The sequence below is a fragment of the Actinoplanes sp. NPDC021490 genome, assembly GCF_055562135.1.
In genome coordinates this window covers 143,869-168,248 of record NZ_JBVHFW010000024.1, presented here as the reverse complement: position 1 = coordinate 168,248, position 24,380 = coordinate 143,869, and the positions used below count along the sequence as shown (strand labels likewise).

26 protein-coding genes are annotated in these 24,380 nt (G+C 71.5%); 16 read left to right on the top strand and 10 right to left on the bottom strand.

What is annotated here, in order from left to right; translation table 11 throughout:
• The first annotated feature begins 55 nt into the window (after positions 1 to 55).
• Positions 56 to 349 carry a putative quinol monooxygenase gene (locus tag ACZ3I4_RS43640; protein ID WP_465388035.1) on the top strand — a complete coding sequence of 98 codons (294 nt, stop codon included), beginning with the start codon at positions 56 to 58 and terminating at the stop codon, positions 347 to 349.
• 46 nt (positions 350 to 395) lie between these two features.
• Positions 396 to 986 (top strand): TetR/AcrR family transcriptional regulator, encoded by a 591-nt coding sequence (locus ACZ3I4_RS43635; protein ID WP_465388034.1) that lies wholly within the window; start codon positions 396 to 398, stop codon positions 984 to 986.
• Here ACZ3I4_RS43635 and ACZ3I4_RS43630 read toward each other — a convergent pair.
• Together ACZ3I4_RS43630 and ACZ3I4_RS43625 are read right to left on the bottom strand one after the other, a co-directional pair.
• On the bottom strand, positions 983 to 2,188 hold the full coding sequence (locus ACZ3I4_RS43630) for a DUF4241 domain-containing protein (protein ID WP_465388033.1): 1,206 nt from the start codon (positions 2,186 to 2,188) through the stop codon (positions 983 to 985). The two genes, ACZ3I4_RS43635 and ACZ3I4_RS43630, sit on opposite strands and share 4 nt — an antisense overlap.
• Positions 2,189 to 2,280: 92 nt before the next feature.
• Positions 2,281 to 2,913 carry an FMN-dependent NADH-azoreductase gene (locus ACZ3I4_RS43625; RefSeq protein WP_465388032.1) on the bottom strand — a complete coding sequence of 211 codons (633 nt, stop codon included), beginning with the start codon at positions 2,911 to 2,913 and terminating at the stop codon, positions 2,281 to 2,283.
• Positions 2,914 to 3,006: 93 nt separating this feature from the next.
• Between ACZ3I4_RS43625 and ACZ3I4_RS43620 the strand changes: the two genes are divergently transcribed.
• On the top strand, positions 3,007 to 3,561 hold the full coding sequence (locus ACZ3I4_RS43620; protein ID WP_465388031.1) for a MarR family winged helix-turn-helix transcriptional regulator: 555 nt from the start codon (positions 3,007 to 3,009) through the stop codon (positions 3,559 to 3,561).
• A 2-nt stretch (positions 3,562 to 3,563) separates the two neighbouring features.
• Here ACZ3I4_RS43620 and ACZ3I4_RS43615 read toward each other — a convergent pair whose 3' ends face one another.
• From ACZ3I4_RS43615 to ACZ3I4_RS43605, 3 genes are read right to left on the bottom strand one after another with little or no spacing between them, the layout of a single operon-like run.
• Positions 3,564 to 3,881 carry a hypothetical protein gene (locus tag ACZ3I4_RS43615; protein WP_465388030.1) on the bottom strand — a complete coding sequence of 106 codons (318 nt, stop codon included), beginning with the start codon at positions 3,879 to 3,881 and terminating at the stop codon, positions 3,564 to 3,566.
• Between the two features lie 47 nt (positions 3,882 to 3,928).
• The gene (locus ACZ3I4_RS43610; RefSeq protein ID WP_465388029.1) at positions 3,929 to 4,732 is read right to left on the bottom strand and encodes an IclR family transcriptional regulator domain-containing protein; all 804 of its coding nucleotides are present in this window, start codon (positions 4,730 to 4,732) and stop codon (positions 3,929 to 3,931) included.
• An 11-nt stretch (positions 4,733 to 4,743) separates the two neighbouring features.
• Positions 4,744 to 6,129: an amidohydrolase family protein gene (locus tag ACZ3I4_RS43605; RefSeq protein ID WP_465388028.1), complete on the bottom strand. Its 1,386-nt coding sequence runs from the start codon at positions 6,127 to 6,129 to the stop codon at positions 4,744 to 4,746.
• Positions 6,130 to 6,315: 186 nt separating this feature from the next.
• Here ACZ3I4_RS43605 and ACZ3I4_RS43600 point away from each other — a divergent pair, with 186 nt between their 5' ends.
• From ACZ3I4_RS43600 to ACZ3I4_RS43580, 5 genes are read left to right on the top strand one after another with little or no spacing between them, the layout of a single operon-like run.
• The gene (locus tag ACZ3I4_RS43600; RefSeq protein WP_465388049.1) at positions 6,316 to 7,446 is read left to right on the top strand and encodes a CaiB/BaiF CoA transferase family protein; all 1,131 of its coding nucleotides are present in this window, start codon (positions 6,316 to 6,318) and stop codon (positions 7,444 to 7,446) included.
• Positions 7,431 to 8,210, top strand: coding sequence for a citryl-CoA lyase (locus tag ACZ3I4_RS43595; RefSeq protein ID WP_465388027.1), 780 nt, complete (start codon positions 7,431 to 7,433; stop codon positions 8,208 to 8,210). The genes ACZ3I4_RS43600 and ACZ3I4_RS43595 overlap by 16 nt, the downstream gene beginning before the upstream one ends.
• Before the next feature lie 2 nt (positions 8,211 to 8,212).
• Entirely contained in the window at positions 8,213 to 9,091 is an 879-nt protein-coding gene (locus ACZ3I4_RS43590; protein ID WP_465388026.1) for a DODA-type extradiol aromatic ring-opening family dioxygenase, read from the top strand.
• Entirely contained in the window at positions 9,088 to 9,450 is a 363-nt protein-coding gene (locus ACZ3I4_RS43585) for a hypothetical protein (RefSeq protein WP_465388025.1), read from the top strand. Before ACZ3I4_RS43590 ends, ACZ3I4_RS43585 begins: the two co-directional genes overlap by 4 nt.
• Positions 9,447 to 10,406: a quinone oxidoreductase family protein gene (locus ACZ3I4_RS43580; protein ID WP_465388024.1), complete on the top strand. Its 960-nt coding sequence runs from the start codon at positions 9,447 to 9,449 to the stop codon at positions 10,404 to 10,406. Before ACZ3I4_RS43585 ends, ACZ3I4_RS43580 begins: the two co-directional genes overlap by 4 nt.
• 23 nt (positions 10,407 to 10,429) lie before the next feature.
• Here ACZ3I4_RS43580 and ACZ3I4_RS43575 read toward each other — a convergent pair whose 3' ends face one another.
• Positions 10,430 to 10,891 (bottom strand): phage tail protein, encoded by a 462-nt coding sequence (locus ACZ3I4_RS43575; protein WP_465388023.1) that lies wholly within the window; start codon positions 10,889 to 10,891, stop codon positions 10,430 to 10,432.
• Between the two features lie 110 nt (positions 10,892 to 11,001).
• Positions 11,002 to 11,826: a sigma-70 family RNA polymerase sigma factor gene (locus ACZ3I4_RS43570; RefSeq protein ID WP_465388022.1), complete on the bottom strand. Its 825-nt coding sequence runs from the start codon at positions 11,824 to 11,826 to the stop codon at positions 11,002 to 11,004.
• Positions 11,827 to 12,058: 232 nt separating this feature from the next.
• Between ACZ3I4_RS43570 and ACZ3I4_RS43565 the strand changes: the two genes are divergently transcribed.
• From ACZ3I4_RS43565 to ACZ3I4_RS43555, 3 genes are read left to right on the top strand one after another with little or no spacing between them, the layout of a single operon-like run.
• A complete protein-coding gene (locus ACZ3I4_RS43565) occupies positions 12,059 to 12,517 on the top strand; it encodes a carboxymuconolactone decarboxylase family protein (RefSeq protein WP_465388021.1) in 459 nt (152 codons plus the stop codon).
• 33 nt (positions 12,518 to 12,550) lie between these two features.
• A complete protein-coding gene (locus ACZ3I4_RS43560; RefSeq protein WP_465388020.1) occupies positions 12,551 to 13,207 on the top strand; it encodes a hypothetical protein in 657 nt (218 codons plus the stop codon).
• 51 nt (positions 13,208 to 13,258) lie between these two features.
• Positions 13,259 to 13,981: a 16S rRNA (uracil(1498)-N(3))-methyltransferase gene (locus ACZ3I4_RS43555; RefSeq protein WP_465388019.1), complete on the top strand. Its 723-nt coding sequence runs from the start codon at positions 13,259 to 13,261 to the stop codon at positions 13,979 to 13,981.
• Here ACZ3I4_RS43555 and ACZ3I4_RS43550 read toward each other — a convergent pair whose 3' ends face one another.
• Both ACZ3I4_RS43550 and ACZ3I4_RS43545 read right to left on the bottom strand, forming a co-directional pair.
• Positions 13,982 to 14,830 carry a hypothetical protein gene (locus ACZ3I4_RS43550; protein ID WP_465388018.1) on the bottom strand — a complete coding sequence of 283 codons (849 nt, stop codon included), beginning with the start codon at positions 14,828 to 14,830 and terminating at the stop codon, positions 13,982 to 13,984.
• Positions 14,831 to 14,833: 3 nt separating this feature from the next.
• Positions 14,834 to 15,217, bottom strand: a complete 384-nt coding sequence (locus ACZ3I4_RS43545) for an S-adenosylmethionine decarboxylase (protein ID WP_465388017.1) — start codon at positions 15,215 to 15,217, stop codon at positions 14,834 to 14,836.
• A gap of 165 nt (positions 15,218 to 15,382) precedes the next feature.
• Between ACZ3I4_RS43545 and ACZ3I4_RS43540 the strand changes: the two genes are divergently transcribed.
• Both ACZ3I4_RS43540 and ACZ3I4_RS43535 read left to right on the top strand, forming a co-directional pair.
• Positions 15,383 to 16,918, top strand: coding sequence for an ABC transporter transmembrane domain-containing protein (locus ACZ3I4_RS43540; protein ID WP_465388016.1), 1,536 nt, complete (start codon positions 15,383 to 15,385; stop codon positions 16,916 to 16,918).
• A complete protein-coding gene (locus tag ACZ3I4_RS43535) occupies positions 16,915 to 18,645 on the top strand; it encodes an ABC transporter ATP-binding protein (protein WP_465388015.1) in 1,731 nt (576 codons plus the stop codon). Before ACZ3I4_RS43540 ends, ACZ3I4_RS43535 begins: the two co-directional genes overlap by 4 nt.
• A 133-nt stretch (positions 18,646 to 18,778) precedes the next feature.
• On the opposite strand, the gene ACZ3I4_RS43530 is transcribed toward ACZ3I4_RS43535, so the two are convergent.
• On the bottom strand, positions 18,779 to 21,151 hold the full coding sequence (locus ACZ3I4_RS43530) for a beta-glucosidase H (RefSeq protein WP_465388014.1): 2,373 nt from the start codon (positions 21,149 to 21,151) through the stop codon (positions 18,779 to 18,781).
• An 84-nt stretch (positions 21,152 to 21,235) separates the two neighbouring features.
• Here ACZ3I4_RS43530 and ACZ3I4_RS43525 point away from each other — a divergent pair, with 84 nt between their 5' ends.
• The 3 genes from ACZ3I4_RS43525 (at position 21,236) to ybeY (ending at position 24,379) form a co-directional block, all read left to right on the top strand.
• Positions 21,236 to 22,615, top strand: coding sequence for a serine hydrolase domain-containing protein (locus ACZ3I4_RS43525; RefSeq protein ID WP_465388013.1), 1,380 nt, complete (start codon positions 21,236 to 21,238; stop codon positions 22,613 to 22,615).
• 198 nt (positions 22,616 to 22,813) lie between these two features.
• Positions 22,814 to 23,890: a PhoH family protein gene (locus ACZ3I4_RS43520; RefSeq protein WP_465388012.1), complete on the top strand. Its 1,077-nt coding sequence runs from the start codon at positions 22,814 to 22,816 to the stop codon at positions 23,888 to 23,890.
• 21 nt (positions 23,891 to 23,911) lie between these two features.
• The gene (ybeY, locus tag ACZ3I4_RS43515) at positions 23,912 to 24,379 is read left to right on the top strand and encodes an rRNA maturation RNase YbeY (protein ID WP_465388011.1); all 468 of its coding nucleotides are present in this window, start codon (positions 23,912 to 23,914) and stop codon (positions 24,377 to 24,379) included.
• The last annotated feature ends 1 nt before the right edge of the window (position 24,380 follow it).

The window sequence follows — 24,380 nt, the reverse complement described above, 5'->3', positions numbered from 1 at the left end:
GTTAGCTGATACCGTGCCGCTGACAGCACCGGACGTCAACCCCTGGAGGCCCGTCATGCTGATCGTCGCCGGAACCGGCTACGTCGACCCCGACCGCCGCGACGCACTACTGGGAAGCCTCACTTCGTCCCTTCGCCAGGCCCGGACCACCCCGGGATGCCTGGACTACGTGGTGGCGGCCGACCCGATCGAGCCCGGCCGGGTCAACATCTATGAGCGGTGGGAATCCGAGGCCCACCTCGACGCGCATCTGGCCGGCCTCGCGCTGAGCGCGCCGCCGATGCCGGGCGTGCACAGCGTGGAGCTCGTCCGGTACGAGATCGGCGGGTCCGGTCCGCTCCGAGGCTGAGCGGGCGGGAGCAGCCGCAGGCACGGCACGGCTTACCATCGCAGCGATGTCATCACCGGACGGAATTCCCGGCCCCGCGAAGGCGGGGAGGCCCCAGCGCGCCGACGGCCGGCGCAATCAGGCGCGGGTTCTGGAAGAGGCCTTCGCCGCCTTCGCGGCTCACGGCGCCTCGGTGCCGATCCGCGAGATCGCCCGGCGAGCCGGCGTGAGCACCGGCACCGTCACCCGGCACTACCCCACCAAGGAGGCGCTCTTCCGGGCGGTGGCGCTGCACCGGATCGAACATCTGGTGCGCAGCGCGGAGGACATCGCCGCCCGGGAGGCCCCGGCGACAGCGTTCTTCACCTTCTTCGCGTACCTGGTCCGGCAGGGTGCGGCCGATCGCGCCGTCGGTGACGCGCTCACCGGTGCCGGCTTCGATCTTCAGGCCGAAGCGTCGACAGCCATCCACGATTTCGGCGCGGCGATGGGCGGTCTGCTCGGCCGCGCGCAGGAGGCCGGGTCGGTCCGCGGCGATGTCGACACCGCGGACGTCAAAGCCCTCATCGCCGGCTGCATTGCCCGCGAGGACGACGGCGCCGCGCAACAGCGCATGATCGAAATCGCCTGCGACGGCCTCCGGCCCCGGGCGGGTTAGTCGTCGCTGGGGAACAGAAGCATGTCGGCGATGAAGGTGACTATGCGGTTGTCGTGGTCGCGGCCTATCCAGGTGGGGTAGGCGCCGTCGCCCCAGCCGCTGGACCAGGCGATCATGTCGCCGGCGGCCACGGAGGTGAAGCGGGGGTCGCGGAGTTCGAGGGATTCCCACTCGGCGGCCAGGCGTTCGCGGTTGTCGTCGTCGATGAAGCAGGCCATGCCCGCGTCGACGCCGAAGCCGAAGAACTCGCCGTAGCCGAGGTCGAGCATGTCCTGGCCCTCGCGCAGCGCCAGCTCCCAGCGGACGGGGTGGCGGTCGCTGATGTCGAGGCGGGCGGCGGCGACCCGGCTGTGGTTCTCGTCGTCGGTGAAGGTGGCCAGGCTGATCGTGACGGGGTAGGTGCCGGACGGCACTGTCACCACGAACGGCTCCTCGCCGTAGTCCAGCGACGACGGGTCGGCGGCGATCAGGCGGCCCGAGGGCAGGTTGAGTTTGCCCGCCGGGTGCAGCGAGATGCGCATGCGGCGGTCGCCCACCGAGCGCTCGGCGCCGTCGCGGAACAACTTGTCCAGCGCGCGCGGCTGCAGGGGGCGGGGCGGGAACCAGGGGCGTTCGGCCGAGGTACGGGACGGCAGGTCGTGCGGGCCGGCGCCGGTGAGCCGGTGGCGGTCGCCGGGGTCGCGGGGCAGGGCGCACACGTCGGAGAACGGCGCGACGCAGGCCTCGGCGTGCACCCGGGACGCACGGTCGAGCAAGGCGTTCCAGCGGCCGAAAGCGGGCAGCGGCAGGCGGGGCGGGGTGAAGCCGCCGTCGGAGAAGGTGCTGCGGCCGCCGCGCCGGCCGGCCGGCTCGATGTCGTCGCTGCGCCGGCCGCCGATCTGCCATGTCGTGCGGTGCCGGGCCGAGGCGTCGTCGGCGGGGCTCGCCCACGTCGTCGACTCGCGCAGGAAGAGGTCGCCCTCGGGGGCCCGGCGCAACTCGTGCGAGGCGGTCCGGTGACCGGCTGCGTCGTACTTGAGCACGGCACAGTAACCCTCGGTCCACGAAATGTTCAGCACCGTGTGTAAGCGGCCGCCGGCGAGCAGAACCACGGAGTACGGCTCGCCGGCGGAGTCGCGTGACTCGGCCTGATCCTGGGTCAGCGGGTTGACCAATCCGTTGTCCCAGCCCTCGCAGTACGCCGCGGCCAACGTCGTCTCCATGAGGCGCGATCTTATTCAGGAGTGGCCGGGTCTGCCGCCCCTGTCGACCGTCCGAGAGTGTGGCGAGAGCGAATCGAGAGCGCGACGGTGCGTCAGCGCGTGGCCACGGTCCGACCCGCGTGCGTAGCGGCCTCGTGTGCGGCCTTCTTCATCAGCTCGGCGGCCTCCATGAACGGGGCCATCGCCGGGTTCACCGCGGCCAGGGTCAGCTCGCGCTCGATCAGGATCAGCTCGGCGCCCCAGACGTCGGAGATGATGCGGCGCAGGAAGGCCGTGTTGTGATCCCAGCCCTCGCGCGGGGTGCCGGGGCCGTAGCCGCCGCCGCGGGTGGTCAGGACGATGGCGGGCTTGCCGTCGAGCAGCCGCTCGCCCTGCGCGCCGCCGGCCATGGCCAGGTCCATCCACGTCTTGACGTGCTGCGAGACACCCCAGTTGTAGAGCGGGAGGGCCAGGATCGCGGCCTCGGCGTCGCGCAGCTCGGACGCCAGCTGGGTGGCCAGCTCGCGCGCGGCGCGCTGCTCGGCGGTCCACTGCTCGGGCGCGGCGAACCCGGCCAGCACGGCGGCGGCCCAGGCGTCGGCGGGCAGGGGTGACGCGGCAAGGTGCCGGCGGACGAACGCGGTGCCCGGCCGGACGGCGGTCCACTCGGCCTCGGCGACGTCGGCCAGCTCGCTCGAGGCCGAGGCGGGGCCCTGGATGCTCGAGTCGATACGCAGAACGGTCATGATGCCTACTCCCTAGCGGGTTGAATGTTCAACACGAATGTTGACAGCTTCGTGTTGAACATTCAAGTGCTCGGGAGCGGTATTCTGACGCTCGTGAGCACCGACACGTCCGACGACCAGGCCGCCACCGAGGCGCCCTGGCTCGACAGTGAGGAACGCGCGGCGTGGATGACCCTGATGGCGATGGTGATGACCCTGCCGACCGCCATCGAGGCCCAGCTCAAGCGTGACTCGGGCCTCAACTTCTTCGAGTATTCGATCCTGTCGTCGCTGTCCCGGCCGCAGGAGCACGCGGTGCAGATGAGCAACCTGGCCCACATGGCGGGCGGCTCGCTGTCCCGGCTGTCGCACGCGGTGAGCCGGCTCGAGAAGCAGGGCTACGTCGAACGCCGCACCACCAGCAGCAACGAGGGCCGATGCATTCAGGCCGTGCTCACCCCGGAGGGCTATGCCGCGCTGGTGGCGGCCGCGCCGGGACACGTACGGGAAGCTCGTCGTCTGGTTTTCGACAATCTCACCCCGGCCCAGGTGCGTCAGCTCCAGCGGATCGCCCATGAGATCACCGCGGTGTCGTCACCCGGCACGATCAAGCACATCGACTCCGAGATCGACGCGGCCGACCGGGCCGAGCAGATCCCGGGTTGCTGAGCTCAGCCGTCGAGTTTGCCGCGCGCCCGGTCGACCAGGGTGGGCAGCAGTTCGGTGCGCCACATCTCCATGTGGACGCTGCCGCTGGACATGCCGCCGTGCGCGAACTCCTCGCGGAACACCCAGGGCGCGGCCTCGGTGGCCAGGTCGACGCCGACCACCCGGTCGAAGGTGGCCTTGAGCAGCCTCTCCACCTCGCCGGCGGACGGCGGCAGGGTCAGCCCGGTCAGCTGCTCGCACATGGCGCGCCAGACCCAAGGGTCGCCGCGCAGACCCCACCGTACGGGTTCGGGGTCGAAGAGATCGGTCACGAGCCTCACCGGATCAGCGTGGCACGACCGTACGGTAACCGCAGGGCGAGCGGTTCTCAGACCGTGACGGCGGGAACCGCTGCGGTCAGTGACCAGTCGTGACCGATGTCGGCCGCCGTACGCAGCAGTTTCGGCAGGTGGTCCTCGATCAGCGTCTCGAGCGACGTCTCGGCCGCGTGCACGGTCACGTTGATCGCGGCCACCACCCGGCCGTCCCCGCCCCGGACCCCGGTGGCGATCGACCTTATGCCGGGCGCGAGATCCTGATCGGCCAGCGCCCACCCCTTGGCCCGCACCTCGCGCAGCGACGCGTCCAGCTCCTCGGCCGAGGGCTGCCAGCGCGCCGTGATGCCCGAGCGGGACGGCTCGGCCAGCACGGCCTGCAGCTCGCCGGCGGGCAGCGCGGCCAGCAGCACCTTGCCCATCGAGGTGGCCGGGGCCGGGAACCGGGTGCCGATCGTGACCGCCAGCGTGACGATCTTGGGCACCGCCACCCGGGCCACGTAGACGATGTCGCTCCCGTCGAGCTGAGCCATCGAGGTGGACTCGTTGGTCAGGCCGACCAGCTTCTCCATGTGCGGCCGGGCCACGTCCCACATGTTCAGGGCGTTGACGTACGCCATCCCGAGCTCGAGCACCCGCGGCGTCAGCGTGTGCCCGCGGCCGTCGGACCGCACGTACCCGAGCGCCTCGAGCGTGATCAGGATGCGGCGCACGGTCGGCCGCGCGAGCCCGGTCCGACCGGCGATCTCGCTGAGCGTCATGGCCGGCGTGCCCGGACGGAAGGAGCGCAGGACGTCGAGGCCGCGTGCCAGCGCCTCGATGAAATCGGGCCCGGCGCCCCTCCCGGTGTCGGTCATGGAACGGGACCCTACTTGGTGTACTGATACGGGTTGTGCAGGATCCGGGCCTCGGGGATGTCCGGGTTCATGCCCTGCTTCCAGGCCTCTTCGCCCAGCGTCTCGCGCAGGTGGTCGATCGTCGCGGTCACCTTGGCCCGCGCGGTGGCCAGGTCGGCGTCCACCAGCTTGCCGTCGCGCTTGACTGTCCGGCCGCCCACCACGACGGTGTGCACGTCGCCCCGCGCCGCCTGGAAGGCCACATGCCCGTACGGGTTGAGCAGCGGGAACATCACCGGGGAAGCATCGTTTTTGATCAGCACGACGTCGGCCTGACGCCCCGGGGTGAGCGCGCCGATCGCCGAGTCCATGCCCAGCGCCTTCGCCCCGCCGCGGGTGGCCCAGTCGACGACCTGCTCGGCCCGCAGGTGGTGGTGGGTGACCGTCTCCTGCTTGCCGTGCGCCTCGAGGTGCTCGCGGGCCCGGTCGGCGCTCAGCGTGGTGCGCATCGCCGAGAACAGGTCGCCGCTCCACCACACGCTGGTGTCCATCGACAAGGACACCGGGATCCCGTGCCGGCGCAGCTGCCAGGTGGGCGGGTAGCCCTGTCCGGCGCTCTGCTCGCTCTCGGTCGACACCGACACCGAGCCGCCGCTGGCCGCGATCCGGTGGTACGAGTCGCTGGAGAGCGTGGCCGCGTGGACGTAGACGTTGCCCGGGGTCATGAAGCCGCTGTCGTGCATGAGCCGGATGCCGTCGTCGTTGGTCGCGCCCCACACCCCGGCGTGCGTGGTGACGGTGGCGCCCAGCTCGCGGGCGACCTCGAAGGCGGCCTTCTCGGGGAACGCGGGGTCACCGGTGACGTCGAACGCCATCTGGAAGCCGGCCAGCTTGCCGCCGTCGATGCGCCGGCGGTAGAAGTCCTGGAACTCCGGCGACGTCGACCACTCCCACGGACCCTGCTGGATGTTGCCGTACGCGAGGACGAACCGCCCCGGCACGGCCTCGAGCGCGTCGACCGCGGCGTCGGCGTGGTCGGCGCTCTGCAGGCCGTGCGACCAGTCGACGGTCGTGGTCACGCCGGAGTCGATCGCCTCGAGCGCGCCGAGCAGGTTGCCGGCGTAGATGTCCTCGGGCCGGAAGTGCTTGCCCGACTCGAGGTAGTACCAGACGAAATACTGGGTCAGGGTCCAGTCGGCGCCGTAACCGCGCATCGCGGTCTGCCACATGTGCCGGTGGGTGTCGATCATTCCGGGCATCAGGATGCCGCCGGAGGCGTCGATCTCCTCGTGGCCGTCGGGCGCGGTCAGATGGGGCCCGATTTCGGCGATCTTGTCGTCGACGATCAGGACGTCGGCGTTTTCGAGCACGGTGTGCGAGTCGTCCATGGTGACAACCAGACCATTACGGAAGATCATCGCCCGTCCTTTCTGCGTTTTCCGGACCGTTGTCCGTCCAGCGGTCAGCCCGAGTGGCGTCAGTGTGCTCCCGGCCACTTGCCGGGTCAATAGTGTGTTTCGGCGTCGTTAAGAGGCCGTTGACAGCGCCCCTGAGCGGAGGCAAGCTGATCGAGCGGACGAGTGTCCGCAGAACGGGCGGTGCGAATGACTGGGAACGGCCCACTGGCCGGCCTGCTGGTTGCGGACTTCTCCCGCATCCTCGCCGGGCCGTACGCGACGATGCTGCTGGCCGACCTCGGCGCCACGGTGATCAAGGTGGAGGGTCCGGCCGGCGACGACACCCGCACCTGGATGCCGCCGGTGCGCGACGGCATCTCGACGTACTACCTGGGCATCAACCGCAACAAGCGATCGATCGCGCTGGACCTCAAGGACGAGGCCGACCTGGCCGACGCCCGCGAGCTGGCCCACCGCGCCGACATCATGATCGAGAACTTCCGGCCGGGCGGGCTGCGGCGGTTCGGGCTCGACTACGACACCGTCGCCGCGGCCAACGAGAAGATCGTCTACGCCAGCATCAGCGGCTTCGGCACCGGCGAGGGCGCGGGCCTTCCCGGGTACGACCTGATGGTGCAAGCCATCTCCGGTCTGATGAGCCTGACCGGTGACCCGGACGGATCGCCGTACCGGGCCGGCATCTCGGTCTTCGACGTCATGGCGGGCATGCACGCCAACATCGGCATCCTCGCCGCCCTGCATCACCGCGCGGCCACCGGGCGCGGTCAGCACGTCGAGGTCAACCTGCTCAGCTCGGCACTGTCCGGGCTGGTCAACCACTCCAGCGGGTTCGTCGCCGGGGGCACCGTCCCGTTCCGCATGGGCAACGCGCACCCCAGCCTCTTCCCGTACGAGCCGTTGCCCACCGCCGACGGCGAGCTGATCGTGATCGCGGGCAACGACGGGCAGTTCCGCAAGCTGTGCCAGGTGCTCGACCTGCCGGACCTGCCCGCGGACCCGCGCTTCGGGCGCAACCAGGACCGTACGGCCAATCGCGAGGCCCTGCGCCCGATTCTGGTCGAGCGGCTGGCCACGCGTACGAAGGACGAATGGTTCCGTGACCTGATGGCGGCCGGCGTCCCCTGCGCCCCGATCAACACGATCGACGGCGGTGTCGCCTTCGCCCAGGAGGTCGGGCTCGACCCCGTGGTCACCACCGGTGGCGTGCCCGGCATCCGCAACCCCATCACCTTCAGCGAGACCGGGCCGCGGTACGAGCTGCCGCCCCCCGGGCTGGATGAGCACGGCGAGGAGATCCGCAAGTGGCTGAGGAGCTGAGCTTCCCGACCGGCCTCGGCACGTCGACCCCCGAGACCATCTCGCTGCTGGGTCAGGACCTGGCGGCCGACCTGATGGGAAAGGTGGGCTTCGGCGAGCTGGCGTTCTGGCTGGTCGCCGGGCGACGTCCCACCGCCGGGGAGGTACGCGTCTTCGAGGCGGTACTGGTGGCGCTGGCCGACCACGGGTTCACGCCCACGGCGATCGCGGCCCGCCTGACCTACCTGTCGGCGCCCGACTCCCTGCAGGGCGCGCTGGCCGCGGGCCTGCTCGGTGGCGGATCGCGCTTCCTCGGCGTGACCGAGGACTGCGGGCAGTTCCTGTCCGCGACCCTGGTGGCGGCGGGCGTCGAGCGCGACTACGACGTGATCGCGCTGGAGGCGGTCCGCAAGGCGAAGGCCGAGAAGCGCTTCATCCCCGGGCTCGGCCATCCCGTGCACAAGGACGAGGACCCCCGTACGCCCGTGCTGATCCGGATCGCCGAGGAAGAGGGTCTGCGCGGCCCGCACCTGCGGTTGTTCGAGGCGATCGGCCGCGTGCACCCGTCCGTGCTGGGGCGGCGGCTGCCGCTCAACGGCGCCGGGGTGTGCGGCGCGGCACTGGCCGACCTGGGCCTGCCGACCGAGCTGCTGCGCGGCTTCGCGCTGCTGGCCCGCGCGGCCGGGCTGCTCGGCCAGCTCGCCGAGGAGCGCCGCAACCCGATCGGCATGGAGATCTACAAAACCGTCGACCGTAACGCCGTCTACGAGCCCCGGAAGGATTGAGCATGGCCAGCATCGTCGCGGTCATCGCGTCCACCCACCACCCGTTCTACTACCGGGCCAGCACGGCCACCGGCGAGGACCGCCCGCCGTTCGCCGACGAGTGGACCCGCAAGATCCTGGCCTTCCGCGAGACCCTGACCCGGGCCAACCCGGACGTGCTGGTGATGGTCGGCTCGGACCACTTCCACCAGCTGTGGCTCGACAACATGCCGCAGTTCCTGGTCGGCAAGGCGCCCTTCTACGACGCCAACTGGTACAACGAGGAGCGCGAGTTCGGCCTGCCGCGCATGCTGCTCAAGGGCCAGGAGGATCTGTCGTCGCACATCCTGCGGGCCGGGCTGGACGAGGGCTTCGACCTGGCGTTCAGCAACGAGCTGCGGATCGACCACAGCATCACCTGCCCGATCATCACGCTGCGCCCCGAGGCCGACCTGCCGATCGTGCCGATCTACACCAACATCTTCGCGCCGCCGCTGCCGCAGCCGTCCCGCTTCGTCAAGCTCGGCGAGACCATCCGCAAGATCGTCGAGTCGTGGCCGTCGCATCTGCGGGTCGCGATCATCGGCACCGGGCACCTGTCGCTCGAGCTGGGCGGGCCCCGGCAGTTCGGGCCGCACGGCCCCGACCCCGAGTTCGACCGGCGCGCGGTCGAGTGGATCGCCACCGGTGACCTCGACAACTGCCTGCGCGAGGTGACCCTGGACAGCCTGCACTCGCCGGGCAACGCCACCCACGGCTTCATGGACTTCATGCTCATGATGGGGGTGGCGGGAGCCGGCGCGAAGGCGGATCATGTCGACACGCTCGACCTGTTCCACACGATGGAGGCGTACTTCACCTGGTACCCGAACGGAGCCCCCGTGCTCGGAGGTGCGTTGTGAGCAAGTATCTGCTGAACAAGTTCCTCTACACGGTGGACCGCGACCCCGACCTGGTCGAGCGTTACCGTGACCAGCCCGGCGAGCTGGTCTCCTGGTGGGAGGCGGAACGCGCCAACACGGTCCTGAACTGCATCACCGGCGAGGCCAGCACGTGGCTGCGTTTCACCGACGACGAGCGGGCCGCCCTGATCGGCCACGACCACGTACGCCTCTTCGAGCTGGGCGCCCACCCGTTCCTCACGCTGACCCTGTTCATCGCCATGTTCGAGCGCGACAACACCGAGCCGCTGGAGTACCAGAAGGCGTTCGGGGCCCGGCTCGCGCACTTCGACATGCCCTACCCGGACATCGCCACATGATTCCGGCGGCCGTGCTGCGGGTGTGCGGCCGGCCGCCGTCCATCGAGGAGCGGCGGCCGCCGGCGCCCCACGCGGGCGAGGTGCCCATCCGTGTCGAGGCGGCCCCGATCACCCCGCTCGATCTGCTCTGCGCGTCCGGCACCAGCTACTTCGGGCAACCCGCGACCCCGTACGTCCCCGGCGTGCAGGGCGTGGGCCGGCGCGACGACGGCACCCCGGTCTGGTTCGCGACCTCCGCCGGCATGCGTCCGGGCGACGGCAGCATGGCCGCCGAGGTCGCCATCCCGTTCGTCGACGTGGTGCCCCTGCCACCCGAGGCGCCCCTGACCTTGATCGCCGCGCTCGGGCTCTCGGCCGTGGCCGCGCACGCCGCCCTGACCCGAACCGGCGGGCTCGCGGAGGGCGAGGTGGTGGTCGTGCTGGGCGCGGGCGGCGTGGTCGGGCAGGCCGCCATCCAGCTCGCGCTGCTCGGCGGCGCCTCCCGGGTGATCGCCGTGTCCCGTTCCGTGGCCGCCCTCGACCGTGCCCGCGAGCTGGGCGCCGAAGAAGTGGTGCAACTGCTTCCCGGCGACGACCCGGCCGCGCTGGCCACCCGGCTGCGCGCCGTGGCCGGGCTGGTCGACCTGGTGCTCGACCCGGTCTTCGGCGTGCCCGCCGCGGCCGCCCTCCGGGTCCTGCGCCCGCGCGGCCGCCTGGTCAACCTGGGCAGCTCGGCCGGCCCCACCGCACCCCTCGACTCGGCCACGCTGCGCAGCGGCTCGCTCAAGATCCTCGGCTACACGAACAACGCGCTGTCGGTGGGCGAGCGGGCCGACTCGCTCGGCGTCGTGGCCGCCCACGCCACGGCCGGCCGGCTCACCGTCTCGCACGAGGTGATGCCGCTGGCCGAGGTGGCCGAGGCGTGGTCGCGCCAGGAATCCGGCTCGGCCGACGGGCGGATCGTGCTGGCCTTCTGAGCGGCTCCTTCTTTCTGGGCGGCTCAGTGCTCCTTCTTGATGACGAAGTAGGACCCGCGGATGGTGCCGGCCAGCTTCGACTTCTGCCGGGCGAACTTGAACGAATCCAGCTCCTCGGGAACGTCCATGCCGTCGGAGAGCTTGAAACCGACCGCCCGCTTCCCGCCGTCCTCGACGGCGTACATCACGTTGATCGACAGGCCGTTCTCGTAGAACACGTAAGCCATCCGGGTGTTCGCCACCTCGAACGCGGTGGCCTCGAGCGGTCGGGAAGCGATGACCAGGCCCCGTTCCTCCTCGAGGATCCGGCTCACCCAGCCGATCACCGATCCGGCCGCATCGGCGGGCTCGACCGTGAAGACATGGTCGAACTTGTTCTTGAAGTAGCGGGCCTCGTTCGCCCGCAGACCGGCGAGCGCGGGTGCGACCGGCGACGACTCCAGGCCGGCGGTCGACACGGTGTTGAAGTCCACGACGTGAGCCATAGCGGATTCCCTCGCGTGTATGCCGTTCCCCGGTGGGAACGTGTCCTGCTTCTCTGACGGATTCTGCTCGCCGGGTGTGACCGCGGTCCCGAATTCCGCGGCCGTCCGTTTCAGAGCGGCAGGATCTCGATCTCGCGCAGGCGGTCCTGGTTGGTGGTCGCTTCCATCGTGGTGATGCGGCCGCCGGACACGGTGAGGGTGACGACCAGCAGCGTGCCTCCGTCCGCGACGACCCGGAAGCCCAGCGTCCCGTCGATGAGGGCCGGGAACGCTCCCTGCGCGCGGCCCAGATAGAACCGCGCGACGTCGCGGGCGCCGTGGATCTCGGTGGGCAGGTCGTGGAACTGCTCGTCCATGCGCAGGTGGACGTCGGGGTCGAGCAGGCTCAGCAGGGCCGGGAAGTCGCCGTCGCGGGAGGCGGCCAGGAAAGCGTCGACCACGTCGCGGCCGGCCGGGCGCTCGGCCGGCCCGGGCCGTCCGCGGACGCGGCGGCGGGCCCGGCTGGCCAGCTGGCGGGCCGCGTCGGGTGAGCGGCCGACGATGGCGGCCACCTCGTCGAACGGGACGGCGAACAGGTCGTGCAGGACGAAGGCCAGCCGTTCGGCCGGGGTCAGCGTCTCGAGCACGACCAGCAGCGCCAGCCCGACCGAGTCGGCCAGCACCGCCTCGTCCTCGGGGCCGGGACCGGCCACCGGCTGATCCCGCGGGGTCACCTCGCGGCGCGATCCGCGGGAACGCAGCATGTCGAGGCACACCCGGCCGACGACCGTGGTGAGCCATGCGTCCAGGTTGTCGATGTGGTCGGCGCCGGCCCGGTCGAGGCGCAGCCAGGCCTCCTGCACCGCGTCCTCGGCTTCGGCGGCCGAGCCGAGCATCCGGTACGCCACCGCGCGCAGACGGGAACGGTTGGCCTCGAAACGCTCGTGCTCATTCATGATCGCCTCCTGGTTTGTGGCCTGTGTCACATCGGTCACATCCGGCCCGGTCGGTTCGTCGCACCACCGACGGACGAAAGCGCGCCGATGTGACGAAAGCGCGCCGATGTGACGCGCCGCGGCCCCGAAAGTCGCGCGGTTCCCAAAGTCGCGCGGCCCCCAAAGTCGCGCGGCCTCGAATCGCGCGTTGTCGCGGATCGCGCGTTGTCGCGAAAATCTGGAGGAGAGAATCATGCAGGCTCGGATGTCCAACCCCGCCTCGTTTCTGCCCGACTCAATCACGGCGATCAACCTGCTCTACAAGGCGGCCCACTCGGCCGGCGTCGACCCGGCCGTTCTCGAGCTCGTGCACCTGCGGGGCAGTCAGATCAACGGCTGTGCCCCCTGCGTCGAGTCGGGCGCGCGCAACGCCCGCAAGAACGGCGAGACCGACGAACGGCTGATGACCGTGGCCGTGTGGCGCGAGACGCCGTGGTTCAGCGACGCCGAGCGGGCCGCGCTGGCCCTCTCGGAGCACGCCACCCGCCTGGCCGACCACCCCGACGCGGTGCCGGACGAGATCTGGGACGAGGCGGCCCGGCACTTCGACGAGCCCCAGCTGGCCGCGATCGTGCTGTGGATCGCCGTGACCAATCTCTTCAACCGCATCAACGTGACGACGCGTCAGCAGGCCCCGCAGAACTGGGGCTGAAATCGGCGGCCGGCGGGGTCTACCATCCGGGGCATGACGGGGAGTGAAGTGCCCCGCAACGTGCGGGTGGCGACCCTGCTGGCCTGGTCGATGGGGCCGGCCGGCGCCCTGCTGATCACGGCCGGAGTGGTCGATCTCGTCTGGTGGGCCTCGCCCGCGGCCGAGCGGCTCCGGGCCGTCATGGGCAGCATCGAGTCCGAATACGGGATCATTCCGCCCGCCCTGATCCGGGACGGGCGGGCCGCGGTCACCCTGATCATTCTGGGCACGGCCGGTCTCGCGTACGGGGGACTCGCGCCCTTGATCTCGAAGGGTGTGCGGTGGGCCCGCAGCTGGGCCCTGGGCGGCGCGTTCGCGATCTTCCTGATCGGACTGGTCACCATCGGGGCCGACGCGAGCCAGCCGAAATATTTGAAGGACTACTTCGCGACCATGACCGCGGCGACGATCGGCGACCGGATCGCGCAGGTCGACGCCGCGCTCTACCCCGCCTTCTACCCGTGGCTGGAGGACGTTGCCCAGGGGGTCGGCACGGCGGTCGCCCTCGGCGTCATCCTCACGCTGATCCGGGCGATGATCTCGGACGCCGACTATTTCGTGGCCCGTTCCCGCAAGCCCGACGAGCCCGACGAGTGGGACGCGGCGATCGCCCGCATGCGCACCAACCGAAAGCCGGGCGACCAGGCCTGACGGGCGCGGGCTGGTGGCACCCGGTGCACCCCGGTTCGATAGCGTGCGGGGGTGTCCGCCCCGATGTTCCTGGTCGACGCCCTGCCCGCCGGCGACTCGTTCGTGCTCGACGGGCCCGAGGGGCACCACGCCGCCACCGTGCAGCGGCTGCGCGCCGGGGAAACCCTGCTGCTCAGCGACGGGCGTGGCCTGCTCGCGACCGGTGAGGTGATCTCGGTCGGCAAGGGCACGGTGACGGTCTCGGTCGTGTCGCGGTCCGCGGTTCCGGCCCCCGACCCGCGGCTGGTGGTCGTGCAGGGCATCGCCAAGGGTGACCGGGGCGAGCTGGCCGTGCAGGCCATGACCGAGATCGGGGTCGACGAGATCCTGCCGTGGGCGGCGTCGCGGTCGGTCGCCCAGTGGCGCGGCGACCGGGGTCACAAGGCGCGCGACAAGTGGGCCGCGACCGCGCGCGAGGCCGCCAAGCAGGCCCGCCGCTCCTGGCTGCCGGTCGTCGGCGGCGACCCGGACTGCTCGACCCGGCAGGTGGCGGCGCGGCCGGCCGCCGCGACCTTCGTGCTGCACGAGGAGGCCACCGAGCGGCTGACCACGGTGGCGCTGCCCTCGTCGGGCGAGATCGTGCTGGTGGTCGGCCCGGAAGGTGGCATCAGCGACGCCGAGCTGGCCGCCTTCGGGCAGGCCACCCCGGTCCGGCTGGGCCGCGAGGTCCTGCGCACCTCGACGGCGGGCGTGGCCGCTCTGTCGGTGCTGTCGGCCCGGCTCGGTCGCTGGTGATCAGCGCTTGGTCTTGAGGCTGCGGAAACGGCGGCGCTCGAGGCCGGGCAGCACGATCTGCTCGTTGAGGCCGGCGCCGGTGGCCACCTGGCCGGAGACGCGGGCGGCGGCCCGGCGGATCAGCAGGCGGCGCAGGCCCCGGGCCCGGATCTCACCGGCGAACGGGCCCACCGGGCGGCGCAGGCGGCGGCTCTGTTCCCCGATCCCCGGCTCCAGCGCGGCGAACGGCACATACAGGGCCCGCGTTTCCTCCGAGCCGAGGTAGGCGAACGGCTCCGAGCCGGCCATCGCCGTGAACGGGACGCCCAGCAGCAGCATGTTCCGGTAGGCGCGGCGGTCGAGAAGGGTCACCACGTGCCGTACGCCGGCACGGTTCCCGGCCTGCAGAAACGTGCGGTACAGCAGCGAACTGACGGCCAGGCCGGACTGGCCACCGCGGTATCCGGGCAGCACGCCCACCGTGGCGAAGTCCCAGATCTTGCCGCCGTCGTGCAGGCCGTGCGCGTCGACGATCGCCGACAGGTCGCGGCCGATGTGGTCGGGCGCGTCGTCGAGCGTCTTGCCGCCGCCCTCGATCACCCGGCCCGCGCCGGCGGGCAGTCCGGTCTCGCGGTCGAGCACGAGGAAGAACAGGCTCTGACTTTCGTAGCCGCCGTACTCGCGGGCCATGGTGTCGGCGTCGTTGCCGAACGAGGCCTCGAAGACCTGGCGTTCGACCGTACGGGTCACGTCGGCCATCGGGTCAGCCGGGGCGACGGCGAGCGCGGCGAACCGGCCCGGGCCGGGGTGGGCGGCCAGCGCGGCGGCGCAGCGGCGGCGGAGAACAACCGGATCGAGGTCGTAGGTCACGGCTCAGAACTCCTTGGCGACGATCTCGGTCGTACGGAAGTAGCTCTCGGTGAACGCGACGACGTCGGCCGGGTCGAACGCCTTGCAGGTGTAGATGTCGACGCTGAAGAACGAGACCGGGCGCTCCCACGAATAGAAGTGGGCGCCGGAGGTCTCCCAGTGGATCCAGCCGGCCCAGCCGTACAGGTCGCTGACGTGGGTCACCGGCTCGATCAACGTGATCATGTCGGTCACCACCGAGAGCCGGCTCAGGTAGTCCTTGATGTGCTCGTCGGTGATCACGAAGGTCGGGTAGCCCTCCACCACCAGTCGCTGCCGGTGAATGGTCGGAGCCAGGTCGCGGTAGTCGTTACCGGCCGTGGTGGCGTTCGGGAGCGTCAGTGACATGTGCGGGAGTCCTAGCAGGCGAAACGGGGAAATCGGATGGATCCCACTCTAGTATGAAAATTACTGTCAGTGAAAATGGCAAACATCACAGACGGTCACGGGCCTTGATCTGACGGGCACCCCGGGCCAAGGTCGGTAGTCGATGAGTGTCGATGCAGTCACCCTGTGGGCACGGGCGTGAACCTTCTCGGGCGGGCGCTGCTCCGCAACCGTGGCCGGGTCACGTCCGGCAGCCTGCTCAGCGGCGTGCACCAGGGCTGCGAGGCGCTCGTCCCGATCCTGATCGGCGTGATCGTCGACCGCGCGGTCGCGACCCAGGACCTGGGCATGCTGATCTGCTGGGTCACCACCCTCGGCGCCCTGTTCCTGCTGCTCACGATCGCCTACCGCGCGGGCGCCCGGCTGCTCATGCGCGCGATCGCCGACGAGGCCCACCGGCTGCGGCTCGAGGTGGCGGCCAAGGTGCTCGACCCGCGCACGGAGGTGCGGACCGGCGACGTGCTCACCATCTCGGCCACCGACGCCGACACCACCTCCTACCTGCTCGACTACCTGCCGCGGTTGTTCGGCGCCCTGGTTGCCACCGCGATCAGCGCGATCGGGTTGTTCCTCATCTCCGTCCCGCTCGGCCTGGTGGTGCTGGTCGGCATCCCGCTCGTCCTGATCTGCCTGCAGCGCGCCGCCCCCCGCATCACCCGCCGGGTCATCGCCCGGCAGGAGGTCGCCGGCCGGGCCGCCTCCCTGGCCACCGACCTGGTCACCGGGCTGCGTCCGTTGCGGGGCCTCGGCGCCCAGGACGCCGCGGCGCGCCGGTACCGCGAGGTCAGCCGCGAATCGCTCGCCGCCACGCTGCGGGCGGCCAAGACACTCGGCTGGTTCCAGGCCGCCTCCGACACCGTCAGCACGCTGGTGGCCTGCGGCATCGCCATCCTGGCGGGCTGGTTCGCGCTGACCGGCCGCATCTCCGCCGGCCAGCTGGTCACCGTGATCGGCCTGGCCGCGTTCCTGGGCGAGCCCTTCGCCACCCTCTCGGCCGCGCCCGGATGGCTCGCGTCGTCCCGCGCCTCGGCCGAACGGATCCGGGCGTTGCTCGACCTGGTGCCCGCCGAGCCGCCCGCGGGCGACAATCCCCTGCCTCCCGTACGGGGGGAATGTGTGGGGGTGGTGGCCGAGCCCGACGCCGGAGCCCTGGTCGCCCTGCTCGACGACGGGTCGCCCGACGTGCTGGTCGCCCCCCACCTGCCCGAACTGTTCACCGGCACGATCCGCGACAACCTCATCGACGCCGCCCGCGAGGAACTGCCCGAGGTGCTGCGCGCGTCGGCCGCCGACGACGTGGTGGCCGCCCACCCCGACGGACTCGACCACGCGATCGCCGACCGCGGCTCGGCGCTGTCCGGCGGCCAGCGGCAGCGGCTCGCGCTGGCCCGCGCCCTGCTCGCCCGGCCCCGGCTGCTCGTGCTGCACGAGCCGACCACGGCGGTCGACGCGGTCACCGAACACGCCATCGCGCGCGGCATCCGCGACCTGCGGCACGGCCCCGGCTCGACGCTGGGCACGCTGCTGATCACGACGTCGCCGGCGCTGCTGGCGATCACCGACCGGGTGGTCGTGCTGCGCGACGGCGAGGTGGTGGCCACCGGCACGCACGCCTGGTTGGCCGCGACCGACGAGGCCTACCGGACGGCGGTGCTGCGGTGAGCTACGCCTTGCCGGTCGCGACCCCGAAACAGACGTGGAGCTGGCTGTGCCGCCGGCTGCGGACCCGCCGGACCGAGGTCGCCTTCACGATCGCCACCGGGCTCGCCGCCGCAGGCGCGTCGGTCGTGCCCGTCACCGCGCTGGGCCTGCTCGTCGACCTCGTCCGCGACGGCGCCGCCTCGACCACGCTGATCCCGCTCGGCGTGCTCGTCACCGTGCTCGCCCTCCTCGGCGGGGTCGCCGCCGGCGCGACCACCACACTGGTCAGCCGCCTGGGCGAACGCATCCTGGCCGGCCTGCGCGAGGAAACCGTCGGGGTGGCGCTGCGGCTCCCCGTCCACACCCTCGACCGGGCCGGCCGCGGCGACCTGCTGGCCCGCGTCGGCGCCGACGTGGCCGCGGTCGGCGCGGCCGCGGCCGAGGTGATGCCGACCGTCATCTCGGCGCTGTTCCTGGCCGTGCTCAGCGTGACCGCCATGTTCGGCCTGGACTGGAGGCTCGGCCTGGCCGGGCTCGCGGCCATGCCCACCTACCTGCTCGCGCTGCGCTGGTACCTGCCCCGGTCCGCCCCCATCTACGCCGCCGAGCGGGCCGCGGTCGGCGCCCGCTCCCAGCTGCTGATGGAAAGCCTGCAAGGCGTACGCACAGTGCACGCGTACCGCCTGGAAAGCCGGCACCTGGACGCCATCAACGACGCCTCGGCCCGCGCCCGCGACCTGTCCGTCGGCGTGTTCGCGCTGTTCACCCGGTTCGTCGGCCGGATCAGCCGGGCCGAACTGCTCGGCCTGGCCACGATCCTGGTCGCCGGGTTCTGGTACGTGCGGGCCGGCTGGGGCGTCACGGTCGGCGAGACAGCCGCGGCCGCGGTGCTGTTCCACCGCCTGTTCAACCCGGTCTCCATGATCCTGTTCACCTTCGACGAGATCCAGGCGGCCGGGGCCGGACTGGCCCGCCTGGTCGGGGTGGGCACACTCACGGTCACGTCCACCGGCACCAGCACGCCCGCCGGCGCCGACCTCGCCCTGAGCGACGTGACCTTCGGCTACGACGACCAGGTGTCCGTGCTGCGCGGCATCAGCCTGCGGGTCGAACCGGGGGAGCGGGTCGCGCTGGTCGGCTCGACCGGGGCCGGCAAGACCACGGTCGCCTCGATCGCGGCCGGAATCCTGCGCCCCGGCACGGGCACGGCCACCGTGGGCGGGGTGCCGGTCGACGAACTCGCGCCCGGCATCGTGGCCATCATCAGCCAGGAGACACACGTATTCGCCGGCCCGCTCCTCGAAGACCTGCGCCTGGCCGACCCGTCGGCGACCATCGAGGCGGCCGAGGCCGCGCTGGCCCGGGTCGGCGCGCTCGACTGGGCTCGCCACCTGCCCGCCGGGCTGGCCACAGTGGTGGGCGAGGGCGGCCACCCGCTGACCGCGGCCCAGGCGCAGCAGCTCGCCCTGGCCCGGCTGGTGCTGCTCGATCCGGCGGTCGCCATCTTGGACGAGGCGACGGCCGAAGCCGGCAGCGCGGGGGCCCGGGAGCTGGAGGAAGCGGCGCTGGCGGCCACCAAGGGGCGGACGACGCTGCTGGTCGCGCATCGGCTGACGCAGGCGGCGGGGGCCGATCGGATTGTGGTGCTCGAGCATGGGGTGGTGCTGGAGGAGGGGACGCACGATGATCTGGTGGCGGCGGGGGGCCGCTACGCCACGTTGTGGTCGGCCTGGCGGTCGCGCTCCTAGATCACCCCAGAAAAAGGTGCCCACCCTACCGGGGGACCTCCGCCCACAGCCATTATCGCCGCTTCCGGCGATCTTGGGTGGGCGGGAGCCGCCGACCTGTGGACAACCGCGGACTGTGGATAACGTCCGCCGTCTATATCTCCAGCGTGGCCGTCAGGCGCGGGTCGTCCAGCGCATGCGCGGCAATCACGCGGTACTCGCCCGTACGGCGAACCCAGCCCCCGTCCTCCCAGATCTCGAACGTTCGCGGGGGCAGCGGAATCCGTACGGTCACCGTCTCTTCCGGCAGCGCCTCGACGTTCTCGAAACCGGCCAGCCAGCGCTCCGGACGCTCCGGGTCCACCGGTGACGGTCCGACGTAAACCTGCACCACTTCGCGACCGGCCCGCGCTCCCGTGTTGGTCAGCGTCACCACGGCCTCGGTCTCGTTGACCGCGATCTCGTCGTACTGCCACGTCGTGTAGCCGAGGCCGTGCCCGAAGGCGTAGAGCGGCGCGACCCCCGAGCGCAGCCAGCCCCGATAACCCACAAAGACGCCTTCCTCGTACGCCACCACGCCGTCGCGCGGCTCGATGGCGAGCACCGGGCAGTCCTCCTCCCGGCGCGGCCACGTGGTGGGCAGGCGTCCGCCCGGTTCGGTCACGCCGAACAGGACGTCGGCCAGCGCGGCGCCTACTTCCTGGCCGCCGAACCAGGTCAGCAGCGTCGCCGCGACCTCGTCGGCCCAGGGGATGAGCACGGGGGAGCCGGCGTTGACGACCACGACCGTACGGGGATTGGCCGCGGCGACCCGGGAGACCAGCTCGTCCTGGCGGCCGGGCAGGGCCAGCGACGTGCGGTCGAAGCCCTCGGACTCGGTCTGCTCGGTGGTGCCGACCACGATCACGGCCACGTCGGAGCCGGCCGCCAGCTTCACGGCCTCGGCGATCAGGCCGTCGGCGTCGGCGGCGGGCGGGCGGTGGCCGAGCGTGGTCGAGACGGTGTGGGCCATGCCTCGGGCGATCGTCTGCCGCAGCACCACCGGCACCGCCACGCCGGCCTCGAGCGTCACCGTGACCCGCTGCTCGCGCGGGGACAGCAGCAGGTCGGCCCGGGTGGCGCCGGGCGGGTGCAGCGTGCCTTCGTACCGGGCCTGGCCGTCGATCTCGAGCGTGAAGGTGCCGAATCCGGAGACCGAGAACGTGTGCTCGCCCGCCTCGACCGGCGTGTACGTGGTCTCGAGGCGGATCTCGTCGACGTCGGCCGGGTCGAGGCCGCCGGGCAGCGAGCCGATCCAGCGCACCGCGGCCGGGTGGACCGGGAACGAGTGGTGGCCGACGGTGGCCGTGGTGGGCGCCCAGCCCGGGCCGTGGGCGGCGGGCAGGAACGGGCGGGGGTCGGCGCCGATCGCGTACTCGACGTCCACGCCGGACAGCTTCTGGGTGATGCCTTCGAGGGGCGAGACGACGTGCGGCGGGGAGACCTGGGCGCTGCCGCCGCCGAGCACCCGGGCGTCGGTGGCCAGCGCGCCGATCACCGCGACCTTGGTCAGCGCGGCCGGTTCCAGGGGGAGCGTGTAGTTCTCGTTGCGCACCAGCACGAAGGAGCGCGCGGCGACCTCGTGCGCGATCGCGTCGCCGTCCAGGTCGTCCGGGGGTGTGACGGCCGGTCCGCCGTCGAGCACGCCGACCCGCAGGGCGAGCAGCAGCACCCGGCGGACCTTGTCGTCGATCACCTCTTCGGGGACCTCACCGGCCCGTACGGCGGCCACCAGCTTGTCGCCCCACGGGTTCTCCAGGGCCGGCATCGCGATGTCCAGCCCGCCGAGCGCGGCGCCGGTCGTCGAGCGCGCGGCCCGCCAGTCCGACACCACGATGCCGTCGAAGCCCCACTCGCGCTTGAGGATTTCGTCCTGGATCGGGCCGTTCTGGGCCATCGAATGCCCGTTCACCCCGTTGTACGCGCTCATCACGCCCCAGCCGCCCGACTCGACGACCCGCTCGAACGGCGCCAGATAGATCTCGCGCAGCGCCCGGTCCCCGATCCGGACGTCGACCTCCATCCGGTCGGTCTCGAAGTCGTTGCCGACCAGATGCTTGACCGTCGTGCCCACTCCATGCTGCTGCACTCCACGGACGAAGCCCACCGCGATCTCGCCGCTGAGCAGCGGATCCTCGGAGTAGCACTCGAAGTGCCGGCCACCCAGCGGGGTGCGTTGCAGGTTCACCGTCGGCCCGAGCAGCAGGTGCACGCCCTTGCGCCGCGACTCCTGCCCGAGCAGCCGCCCGGCCCGCTCGGCCAGCTCGACGTCCCAGGCCGCGGCCAGGGCGGTCGGGCTGGGCAGGGCGATCGACGGGTCGTCGGGCGCCCACCCGACCCCGCGTACGCCGATCGGCCCGTCCGACATCACCAGCGAGCGCAGCCCGATCCGCTCGATCGCCGGCAGTGACCAGAAGTCCTGCCCGGCGAGCAGCGACACCTTCTCATCGAGGCTCAGCTGCGCGAGCAGGTGTTCGACATCCGTCATGGAAGCGCTCCCATCCTCAAGACCTGTCGGTGCCCACCTTAAGATCGCCAGGATGGAGAACCACTGCCTGACCCCGGCGGCCCGGTGACCGCCTCCGCCCGCTACGAGCGGGTTGTCCGCAAAGCCCAGGCCGACGGCCGCGTTCCCGCCCTCTCGGTCGCGCTGCACCGGGCCGACCGCGAGCCCTGGGTGCTCACTGTCGGTGACTCCGGCCGGCCCGATCACCCCCTCGGCCCGGACACCCGGTTCCGGATCGGTTCGATCACCAAGACCTTCACCGCGGTCCTCGTGATGCAGTGCCGCGACGACGGGCTGCTCGACCTGGACGACCCGATCGCCAAGCACCTCTCGGTGCCGGCTCACGGCGACGCGACGATCCGGCGGCTGCTGTCGCACACGGCCGGGTTCCAACGGGAGCCGTACGGGGACATCTGGGACACGCTGCAGGCGCCGGACGCCACCGAGGTGCTGGCCCAGCTCGACCGGGCCGAACGCGTGCTGCCCAACGGCCGCCGCTACCACTACTCCAACCTCGGCTTCGCCGTGCTCGGCCAGCTCGTCGCCCAGCTCCGCGGCGGCGCCTGGGACGAGCTCGTCGCCGACCGGGTGCTCGGCCCGCTCGGACTGACCGCCACCACCCTGAACCCGCCGGCCCAGGCCGCGGTCGGCTACCTGGTCGACGACTACTCCGACGCGGCCCGCCCCGAGCCGCAGACCGACCTGGGCGGGGTCGCCCCGGCCGCGCAGTTGTGGAGCACGGCCGGCGACATGGCCACCTGGGCCGCGTTCCTGGCCCACCCGGCCACCGCCGACCCCGCGGGCCGGGTGCTGGCCGCCTCGACCGTCGACGAGATGCGCTTCCCGGCCACGGTGACCAACGAGTCGGTCTGGCAGACCGGCTTCGGGCTGGGCCTGATCATCGAGCCGCAGAGCCGCTGGGCCACCCACGTCGGGCACGACGGCGCGATGCCCGGGTTCCTGGCCTCGGCGTACGGGCGGCGCGGGGGCGAGGGCGTTCCCGACGGGCTGAGCGCCGCGGTCCTCGGATCGTCCGGCAACTCCCGGGTGATCGGCGAGGTCGTGCACGAGCTGCTCAAACTCGCCGTCGAGCTGGAGCCGGCCGACCTCCGGCCGTGGAAGATCGCCGCGCCCGCCCCGCGCGAGTACCGGTCGGTCCTCGGGCCCTGGTACAGCGAGGGCACCCCGTTCGTCTTCTCATGGCACGACGGCGCCCTGCAGGCCCGGCTGACCGAGCTGCCCCCGGACTCCCCGCCGGCCGTCTTCGAGCCGCTGCCCGGGCAGCCCGACGTGCTGCGTACGGTCCGCGGACGCGAGACCGGCGAGCTGCTGAGGCTGACCCGCGACGCCTCCGGCGCGGTCGTCCGGATGCACTGGGCGACCTATCGCGTGACCCGTTTGCAGGAGGGCTTCGACGGGGGCGCCGCCTCCGACGGCCCGGAGTGAATCGCGCGGTTCCGGGAATGTGGATCACCTGGTTCCGGAGCCGTGACTCACGCGTGAGTGAGGCCGCCCCATTTCCGGCGATAATGGCATCGGCAGCGGGGCGGCCGAGCGGATACGATGGCACGATCCTTCAGTACGCCGTCCTCGCGGGCGACGAAGAGTACGAGAGCAGGTGGCGGAGGCCCCCAGGGCCGCCCTATGACCGGTACGCCGAACCCTTCCAGCGCGGGCTCCAGCGGCGCGGCGCGGGTGCAGACCAAGATCTCGGTTTCCGACCCGAAGATCATGGTGAACCTGCTGGGTGCCAAGGACGAGATCCTGCGGCTCATCGAGCGAACTCTCGCCAGCGACGTTCACGTCCGTGGCAACGAGATCACTATTACCGGGGCCCCGGCCGAGAACGCCACCGCCGAACGCCTTTTCTCCGAGCTGATCGAGCTCATCGAGCGGGGTGAGACGCTCAGCGTCGACTCGGTGCGGCGCACCGCCGCCATGCTCGAGGACGAGACGTCCGAGCGGCCCGCCGAGGTCCTCACCCTCAACATCCTGTCCCGGCGCGGCAAGACGATCCGGCCCAAGACGCTGGGTCAGAAGCGCTACGTCGACGCCATCGACGAAAACACGATCGTCTTCGGCATCGGCCCCGCCGGCACGGGCAAGACGTACCTGGCGATGGCCAAGGCCGTGCAGGCGCTGACGGCCAAGCAGGTCAGCCGGATCATCCTCACCCGCCCCGCGGTCGAGGCCGGCGAGCGCCTGGGCTTCCTGCCCGGCACGCTCAACGAAAAGATCGACCCTTACCTGCGGCCGCTCTACGACGCCCTGCACGACATGCTCGACCCGGAGTCGATCCCGCGCCTGATGGCCGCGGGCACGATCGAGGTAGCCCCCTTAGCCTACATGCGGGGTAGGACATTGAACGACGCGTTCATCATTCTCGACGAGGCGCAGAACACGACTCCCGAGCAGATGAAGATGTTCCTGACGCGTCTCGGGTTCGGTGCCAAGATCGTGGTGACCGGCGACGTCACCCAGGTCGACCTGCCGGGCGGCACGACCAGCGGTCTCAAGATCGTTCGCGAGATCCTGCAGAATGTCGAGGACGTGCACTTCGCCGAGCTGTCCAGCTCCGACGTCGTACGCCACCGGTTGGTCGCCGAGATCGTCGACGCGTACGCGCGCTACGACGACGAGCAGGAGCGCGCGGCCACACAATCCGTCCACGCCGTCCCCGGTCGCGCTGCCAGTGGTGGCCGCACCGGACGCCGGCGCTAGTCAAGGGGTAAACGCACCACTATGTCCATCGAGATCGCCAACGAGTCGGGAGTCGAGGTCGACACCGACGCGATCCTCGCGGTGGCCCGGCACGCCCTCGACGAGATGGGGGTCAACCCGCTCGCCGAGCTGTCGATTCTGCTTGTCGACATCGACTACATGGCCGAGCTCAACCATCGCTGGATGGGTGGTGACGGCCCCACCGACGTGCTCGCGTTCCCGATGGACGAGGGCAGCGTCGACCACGGTCCCGGTGAGGCGGGCACGGGGGAGCCGGCGCTGCTCGGCGACATCGTGCTCGCCCCCGAGGTGGCCTCCAAGCAGGCCGCGGCGGCCGGGCACTCGGCCGCCGACGAGCTGCACCTGCTGACCGTGCACGGCGCCCTGCACCTGCTCGGTTACGACCATGCCGAACCCGAGGAGGAGCGCGAGATGTTCGCCCTGCAGAACAGGCTCCTCCAGAGCTGGCGGGCCGGGCGGGCCGGCTAGC

What these genes read in the sequence shown, in the direction of transcription:
- ACZ3I4_RS43640 (WP_465388035.1), top strand. Translation starts at nt 56, where the DNA reads ATGCTGATCGTCGCCGGAACCGGCTACGTCGACCCCGACCGCCGCGAC.
- ACZ3I4_RS43520 (WP_465388012.1), top strand. Translation starts at nt 22,814, where the DNA reads ATGACCGGTACGCCGAACCCTTCCAGCGCGGGCTCCAGCGGCGCGGCG.
- ACZ3I4_RS43635 (WP_465388034.1), top strand. Translation starts at nt 396, where the DNA reads ATGTCATCACCGGACGGAATTCCCGGCCCCGCGAAGGCGGGGAGGCCC.
- ACZ3I4_RS43530 (WP_465388014.1), bottom strand. Translation starts at nt 21,151, where the DNA reads ATGACGGATGTCGAACACCTGCTCGCGCAGCTGAGCCTCGATGAGAAG.
- ACZ3I4_RS43575 (WP_465388023.1), bottom strand. Translation starts at nt 10,891, where the DNA reads ATGGCTCACGTCGTGGACTTCAACACCGTGTCGACCGCCGGCCTGGAG.
- ACZ3I4_RS43605 (WP_465388028.1), bottom strand. Translation starts at nt 6,129, where the DNA reads ATGATCTTCCGTAATGGTCTGGTTGTCACCATGGACGACTCGCACACC.
- ACZ3I4_RS43600 (WP_465388049.1), top strand. Translation starts at nt 6,316, where the DNA reads ATGACTGGGAACGGCCCACTGGCCGGCCTGCTGGTTGCGGACTTCTCC.
- ACZ3I4_RS43570 (WP_465388022.1), bottom strand. Translation starts at nt 11,826, where the DNA reads ATGAATGAGCACGAGCGTTTCGAGGCCAACCGTTCCCGTCTGCGCGCG.
- ACZ3I4_RS43580 (WP_465388024.1), top strand. Translation starts at nt 9,447, where the DNA reads ATGATTCCGGCGGCCGTGCTGCGGGTGTGCGGCCGGCCGCCGTCCATC.
- ybeY (WP_465388011.1), top strand. Translation starts at nt 23,912, where the DNA reads ATGTCCATCGAGATCGCCAACGAGTCGGGAGTCGAGGTCGACACCGAC.
- ACZ3I4_RS43545 (WP_465388017.1), bottom strand. Translation starts at nt 15,217, where the DNA reads ATGTCACTGACGCTCCCGAACGCCACCACGGCCGGTAACGACTACCGC.
- ACZ3I4_RS43630 (WP_465388033.1), bottom strand. Translation starts at nt 2,188, where the DNA reads ATGGAGACGACGTTGGCCGCGGCGTACTGCGAGGGCTGGGACAACGGA.
- ACZ3I4_RS43560 (WP_465388020.1), top strand. Translation starts at nt 12,551, where the DNA reads ATGACGGGGAGTGAAGTGCCCCGCAACGTGCGGGTGGCGACCCTGCTG.
- ACZ3I4_RS43610 (WP_465388029.1), bottom strand. Translation starts at nt 4,732, where the DNA reads ATGACCGACACCGGGAGGGGCGCCGGGCCCGATTTCATCGAGGCGCTG.
- ACZ3I4_RS43625 (WP_465388032.1), bottom strand. Translation starts at nt 2,913, where the DNA reads ATGACCGTTCTGCGTATCGACTCGAGCATCCAGGGCCCCGCCTCGGCC.
- ACZ3I4_RS43565 (WP_465388021.1), top strand. Translation starts at nt 12,059, where the DNA reads ATGCAGGCTCGGATGTCCAACCCCGCCTCGTTTCTGCCCGACTCAATC.
- ACZ3I4_RS43590 (WP_465388026.1), top strand. Translation starts at nt 8,213, where the DNA reads ATGGCCAGCATCGTCGCGGTCATCGCGTCCACCCACCACCCGTTCTAC.